Source organism: Clostridium sp. (assembly GCF_029267215.1).
Lineage (GTDB): Bacteria > Bacillota > Clostridia > Clostridiales > Clostridiaceae > Sarcina.
Window position 1 is genome coordinate 39,653 of sequence record NZ_JARIDH010000062.1, and the last position, 7,654, is coordinate 47,306.

Sequence of the window (7,654 nt, forward strand, 5' to 3'; positions counted from 1 at the left end):
TTACTTAATTGTACATAAATTACTTTGAAAATATAATGTGGAGGCGATCGATATGGCAAGAATATTAAAAACAGGATATACATTTGATGATGTATTATTAGTACCAAATAAATCAGAGGTTCTACCAAATGAGGTTTCTTTAAAAACTCAATTAACTAAGAAAATTCAATTAAATATTCCTTTAATGAGTGCTAGTATGGATACAGTTACTGAGTCTAAAATGGCAATAGCTATGGCTAGAGAAGGTGGAATAGGAATAATCCACAAAAATATGACTATAGAAGATCAGGCAAAAGAAGTTGATAGAGTTAAAAGACAAGAAAATGGAGTTATAACTGATCCAATATTCTTATCAGAAGATCACACAGTAAGAGAAGCTTTAGATTTAATGGCTCAATATAGAATATCAGGAGTTCCTGTAACAAGAGAAGGAAAATTAGTTGGTATCATAACTAATAGAGATATAGTTTTTGAAACAAACTACGAGAAGAAAGTTTCAGAGGTTATGACAAAGAGTCCACTAGTTACTGGTAAAGAGGGAACTACATTAAAAGAGGCTTTAGAAATATTAAAACAACATAAAATAGAAAAACTTCCTTTAGTTGATGATGAAGATAATTTAAAAGGACTTATCACAATAAAAGACATCGAAAAAGCTAAAGCTTTTCCAAATGCAGCGAAAGATGAAAAAGGAAGACTTTTATGTGGGGCTTCAATTGGAATAACTGCTGACATGATGGAAAGAGTAGATGCAGTGGTTAAAGCAAAGGTTGATGTTATAGTTTTAGACACAGCTCATGGTCATTCAAAAGGCGTAATTGAAGGAGTTAAAAAAATAAAAGCAAAATATCCAGAATTACAAATAATAGCAGGAAATATAGCAACACCAGAGGCTGTAAGAGATTTAGCAGAGGTTGGGGCAGATTGTGTGAAAGTAGGTATAGGACCTGGGTCAATATGTACTACAAGAATAGTTGCAGGGGTTGGAGTACCTCAATTAACAGCTGTTATGGATTGTGCAGAGGAAGGGAAAAAAATAGGAATCCCAGTAATTGCAGATGGTGGATTAAAATATTCAGGAGATATTGTTAAAGCTTTGGCTGCGGGAGCATGTGCGGCCATGATGGGATCAATATTTGCAGGATGTGAGGAGGCACCAGGTGCTATTGAAATATTCCAAGGAAGAAGTTATAAGGTTTATAGAGGAATGGGGTCATTAGGTGCAATGTCTAAAGGATCTAGTGATAGATACTTCCAAAATGGAACTAAGAAATTTGTTCCAGAAGGAGTAGAAGGAAGAATAGCATATAAAGGACATTTAGCTGATACAATTTATCAATTAGTAGGTGGAATTAAATCAGGTATGGGATATTTAGGAGCACCAACTTTAGAAAATTTATATGAAAATGCTACATTCATGGTTCAAACATCAGCAGGATTTAGAGAAAGTCATCCACATGATATAAATATAACTAAGGAAGCACCAAACTATAGTGTTAATCAATAAGATGAAAAATTCAATGAATTTTTAAAATAATAAATTTTAAGTTTTAAAATTTTATTGAAATGTATTATAAAAGATGAGCGGAAAATTAAGTTGTGGAGGAAAGCAAATGAGAGATTTAGTTTTAGTTGTCGACTTTGGAGGACAATATAATCAATTAATAGCGAGAAGAGTTAGAGAGTGTGGAGTTTATTGTGAGATAATTCCTTATACTTATAGCATAGAAAAAATAAAAGAAAAAAATCCAAAGGGAATAATATTCACTGGTGGACCAAACTCAGTTTATGGAGAAAATACTCCTTCATTAGACAAAGAAATATTCAATTTAAATGTTCCTATATTAGGAATATGTTATGGAGATCAGTTAATGGCTCACCTTTTAGGTGGAAAAGTTTCTACAGCTCCTGTAAGAGAATATGGAAAAACTAATGTGACTTTAGATAATTCATCAAAATTATTTAATGGAATAGAAGTGGATGAAACTTGTTGGATGAGTCATACTGACTATATTGAGGAGGCTCCAGAAGGATTTAAAATTATAGGTCATACAGATGTATGTCCAGTGGCTGCAATGGAAAATGAAGAAAGAAAACTTTATGGTGTTCAATTCCACCCAGAAGTTGAACATACTCCATTTGGTCAAAATATGATGAAAAATTTCCTTTACAATATATGTGGATTAGAAAATTCTTGGTCAATGGCTTCTTTTGCAGAAGAAAAAATTGCTGAAATAAAAAGAATAGTTGGGAATCAAAAATTAATATGCGCATTATCAGGTGGAGTGGATTCATCAGTTGCGGCTGTTATGGTTCATAAGGCTGTAGGCAAGCAATTAACTTGTATATTTGTAGATCATGGTCTATTAAGAAAAGATGAGGGAGACCAAGTTGAAAAAATCTTCAAAGAAGGTTTTGATATGAATCTTATAAGAGTTAATGCTAAGGATAGATTCTTAGGTAAATTAAAAGGAGTTTCAGATCCAGAAGCTAAGAGAAAAATAATCGGAGAAGAATTTATAAGAGTATTTGAAGAAGAAGCTAACAAATTAGGTGATATTAAATTCTTAGTACAAGGAACAATTTATCCAGATGTTGTTGAAAGTGGAACAGATACTTCAGCAGTAATTAAGAGCCACCACAATGTTGGAGGACTTCCAGAAGATATGGAATTCTCATTAATAGAACCTTTAAGAGAGTTATTCAAAGATGAAGTAAGAGCTGTGGGAGAAGAATTAGGAATTCCTCATCACTTAGTATGGAGACAGCCATTCCCAGGACCAGGATTAGCAATCAGAGTGTTAGGAGAGGTAACTGAGGAAAAATTAGAGGTTGTTAGAGAAGCTGATGCTATATTTAGAGATGAAATCTCATTAGCAGGATTAGAAAGTCAAATATGGCAATACTTCGCAGTATTACCTAACATTCAATCAGTTGGAGTTATGGGAGATGAGAGAACATATTGCCACACAGTAGGATTAAGAGCGGTTACATCTTCAGATGGAATGACTTCAAACTGGGCTCATATTCCATATGAAGTAATAGATAAAGTTTCAAGAAGAATAGTTAATGAGGTTAAGGGAGTTAATAGAATAGTCTATGATGTAACTTCAAAACCACCAGCAACTATTGAGTGGGAATAAGATATATAAGTAATTGTAAATTTTGGAATAGAAATAAGAGTAAATTAAATTTTATAGTATTGATTAAAAATAGAGTATATTTTAAAATTTTAATATATAAATAAGAATCCAATTAATTAAATATATAAATTTTAACTACAGAAAAATAGGCAATCTTTTGATTGCCTATTTTTTGTGTAAAAAAATATTCAATTCATAGTGAACTAAATGAATATGTAAAGTAATTTAATATAAAAAAGATAGATATTCACAAGAAAGTCTATCTTTTTTTGAATATAGTAACTAAATATTTTATTTTTCATATGATATAAATTATAAAAATAAGAGCATTAATAATATATCAAAAAATATATAAATAACTTAATAAAATATCAATTACTTTTGATTTTTATTAAGCTTATAATTTTTGTTTAGAGGTTTATATTTATATAGAAAGAAAATGAATAAATTTTTAAAAATTTATATTTTGTTAAAAAATATATAATGAAAAATAAATTTTCAATATTGCAAATTGTATTAAAACACCTTAAAATACAAATAATTAACTTTGAGATACGTGTGTATCTCAATGAAGAACAAATAAATGTTTTAATAAAATAGCTTAATTAAAGAATGTTTTTATTAAGTAAATAATATAAATATTATTTATAAATCAAATTTCTAGTCATATAATTACTGAGACAAAAATAAAGTAAAATATACAATAAAACTTAAATGTTAGAATTTGAAAGTAATTTAGAGTTTGTAACAATTTTTCTTTTGGGGCATTGAAAAGTTGTGTTATAAATAAACAATAAATTTTATTAAAAAAGGGGGCAATTTTAATGAAAAGAAAATTAGTTGCGTTACTAACCGCAGGATTAGCTACTTCCATGTTATTTGTAGCCTGTGGTGGGGCTAACAATACAAATGAAGGAAATAATAATTCTTCAGAATCAGGAGGGGCTATTAAAGATTTATCTAAAGCAGAGAGAATTGAAGCAGAAAATCCTAAGGCGATTCCAGAGGTTGCAAAAAATAGGACTGATACTTTAATAGTAGGAACTACAGATCCAAAGGGTGAATTTGTTCCAATATATTCATCAACACTTTTTGATTCATGGGTTAATAATTTAGTATTTGATGGATTAATAACAAATAACGAAAAAGGTGAGGTAACTCCAAATTTAGCAGAAAGCTATGAAGTTTCAGAGGATGGTAAAACTTATACTTTTAAATTAAATAAAGGAATTAAGTTTAGTGATGGAACAGAATTAAAGGCAAAAGATGTTGCATTTACTTATACATCTATTTGTGATCCAACATATGATGGTCCAAGAATGGATGCTGTTCGTAATTTAGTTGGATATGAAGAATATAACAAAGGGGATGCTGACTCTGTTAAAGGTATAAAAGTTATTGACGACTATACAATAGAATTTACAAATAAAGAGCCTGATGCAGCAGGTATATGGAATTTTGTATATGGAATTATGCCAGAAAATTACTATGGATTTAAAAAAGGAAATTTCCAATCAGTTAAAGATAAATTATTAAAGCCAGTAGGTTCTGGTCCTTATAAATTTGTTCACTTTAAACCAGGACAGGAAGTTAAGTTTGAAAAAAATCCTGACTATTGGAAAGGAGAGCCTAAGATTCCTTATATAGTAATGAAGGTTACAAATGCACAAACTTTGTTACAGGAATTAATGGCTGGAACAGTTGATATAGATAGAGTTGGAGCTAAACCAGAAAATATAGAACCATTAAAACAAGCAGGTTTCTTAAATCTTGATTTATATATGCAAAATGGATATGGATATATTGGTATGAACTATGGTAGTGATAAATTAAAAGATAAGAAGGTAAGACAGGCTTTAGTTTATGGATTAAATAGACAAGGATTTATGGATTCTTATTATCAAGGGTATGGACAAGTTTACAATTCACACATTCTACCAACTTCATGGGCTTATAATCCAGATGTTCCTAAATATGAGTATGATCCAGAAAAAGCTAAGCAATTACTTGATGAAGCTGGATGGAAAGATACAAATGGAAATGGAATAAGGGATAAGGATGGTGTTGAATTAAATCTTCAATGGTTAACTTACACAGATTCAAAGTATGTTGATTCTTTAATTCCTATAGTTCAACAATCTTGGAAAGATATTGGTGTTAATGTTACTCCAGAACTTATGGAATTTGGAACAATGATTGATAAAGTTGATAAGAGAGAATATGACATATCAAATGCAGCTTGGACTCTTAATATAGATCCTGATCCATCAGAATTATTTTCAATTTCTCAAGACGTTCCAGGAGGATTTAATAATGTTGGATGGAGAAATGAAGAAGCAGATAAGTTAATAAAAGAGGGTAAAACCACATTAGATCAAGAAAAGAGAAAGAAAATATATCAAGAGTGGCAATTAAAATTCTCAGAAGATTTACCTTATATTCTTTTAGGAAATGGACAAGAAATGTTTGCATCAAGTTCAAGGGTTAAAGGATATAAACCTTCAACTTATATTGATTGGACTTATGATGTTCATAAGCTTGAATTAGGAAATGAATAAATTTTAAATAAATGAAAAATTAGCCTGGACAAAAAATCCAGGCTAATTTTGAAAATAGGGGGGAATATAAAATGTTACAGTTTATAACTAGGAGAATACTTCAAATAATACCAACTATTTTTGGGGTATCCTTGGTACTTTTTTTAATCTTTGCTATGGCCCCAGGAGATGCCATGACAGCTAATATGGATCCAAATATGAGTATAGAAACTAAACAAGCAATAAGAGAAAAATATCATTTAGATGAATCAAAACCAACCCAATATATGTATTGGTTAAAAGGTGTTGTAACAGAGGGGTCTTTAGGAGAGTCTTTTTATTATAAAAGACCAGTTGCAGAAGTAATGAGAGATTTTATACCAAATTCTTTTATTTTAGGGGCTGCATCCTTAATTTTAGGACTTATAATTGCAGTGCCAATAGGAATAGTTTCAGCAACAAAGCAATATTCATTTTTTGATAAATTTTTTACTGTATTTGCCCTTATGGGAATATCAATGCCATCATTTTTCTTTGGACTTATACTAATTAAATATTTAGGCGTTCAATTAAATTTATTCCCTATATCTGGGATGATTACGCCAGGAAGTTCTTATACAGGAATGCAATATGTATTGGATGTTTTAAAACATATGATTTTACCACTTATAGTTTTAACTCTTGGAAGTGTAGGTGGATGGATGAGATACACAAGATCAAGTATGCTTGAAGTAGTTAGACAAGACTACATAAGGACAGCCAGAGCGAAAGGATTAAAAGAAAAGGTTGTTATTTATAAACATGCTTTAAGAAATGCTTTAATACCAGTTGTAACATTATTAGGAATGTCAATTCCAGGATTATTTTCTGGAGCTACTTTAACAGAAAAAATATTTAATTGGCCAGGTATAGGGCCTGTTCAATTAAGTGCTGTTAATAATAGAGATTATTATTTGCTTATGGGTATAAATCTTACTTTAGCAATATTAGTTTTAATAGGAAACTTACTTGCTGATATTATATATGCTTTTGTAGATCCTAGAATAAGGCTTAAATAGGAGGTGCTTTTTATATGCAAACAGAATTAAATAAAAAAGTTGAAATTAAAAAAGAAAAAATAGAAAGCCCTTGGACTGTAGCCTTTAAAAGATTAAGAAAGAATAAATTGGCATTAGGAGGATTATTTATATTATTAATTTTAATTTTAATATCAATTTTTGGACCTATGTTATATCCTCATGACCATTTAACAATAGATTTATTAAAAACTAATCAACCACCATCAGCAAATCATTGGTTAGGAACTGATGGATCTGGAAGAGATGTATTAGCTAGACTTATGTATGGAGGAAGATATTCACTTTCAATAGGTATAGTTGCCGTAGGTATTTCTATAATTATAGGAACAACCTTAGGTATATTAGCAGGATATTATGGTGGATTTGTAGATAGTTTAATAATGAGAATTGTTGATGTATTTATGTGTTTTCCATTTTTATCATTATTAATAATGGTATCTGCTATAATGTCAGATTTAAAAATACCACCAGAATATAGAATTTTTGTAGTTATGTTTATTATAGGAGCTTTAAGTTGGACAGGAACTTGTCGTATGGTTAGAGGTATGGTTCTTTCTTTAAGAGAACAAGAATTTATGCAGGCTGCAGAATCATTAGGTCTTTCTGATTTTAGAAAAATGTTTTTACATTTATTGCCTAACACCTTAGCTGTAATCATAGTTTCAGCCACATTAGGGATTGGTGGAGCTATATTAACAGAGTCATCTTTAAGTTTCTTAGGTCTTGGAGTTACACCACCTACACCAACTTGGGGTAATATGATTCAATCAGCTCAAGATTATTATACATTAACAAATAGATGGTGGTTATGGATACCTCCAGGAATATGTATATTCTTAACTGTTATATCTATAAATATTTTTGGAGATGGATTAAGAGATGCTCTAGATCCTAA

5 protein-coding genes are annotated in these 7,654 nt (G+C 30.2%); all 5 read left to right on the plus strand.

Annotation, left to right across the window (positions count from 1 at the left end):
• The first annotated feature begins 52 nt into the window (after positions 1-52).
• The gene (gene guaB / locus Q1K13_RS10630) at positions 53-1,507 is read left to right on the plus strand and encodes an IMP dehydrogenase (RefSeq protein WP_300350585.1); all 1,455 of its coding nucleotides are present in this window, start codon (positions 53-55) and stop codon (positions 1,505-1,507) included.
• A 106-nt stretch (positions 1,508-1,613) separates the two neighbouring features.
• Positions 1,614-3,143, plus strand: a complete 1,530-nt coding sequence (gene guaA, locus Q1K13_RS10635) for a glutamine-hydrolyzing GMP synthase (RefSeq protein ID WP_300350588.1) — start codon at positions 1,614-1,616, stop codon at positions 3,141-3,143.
• An 824-nt stretch (positions 3,144-3,967) separates the two neighbouring features.
• Positions 3,968-5,701, plus strand: a complete 1,734-nt coding sequence (locus Q1K13_RS10640) for a peptide-binding protein (protein WP_300350591.1) — start codon at positions 3,968-3,970, stop codon at positions 5,699-5,701.
• A 71-nt stretch (positions 5,702-5,772) separates the two neighbouring features.
• On the plus strand, positions 5,773-6,738 hold the full coding sequence (locus Q1K13_RS10645) for an ABC transporter permease (RefSeq protein WP_300350594.1): 966 nt from the start codon (positions 5,773-5,775) through the stop codon (positions 6,736-6,738).
• 14 nt (positions 6,739-6,752) lie between these two features.
• Positions 6,753-7,654, plus strand: a 902-nt coding sequence (opp4C, locus tag Q1K13_RS10650; protein WP_300350596.1) for an oligopeptide ABC transporter permease, incomplete at its 3' end; no start/stop codon positions are given.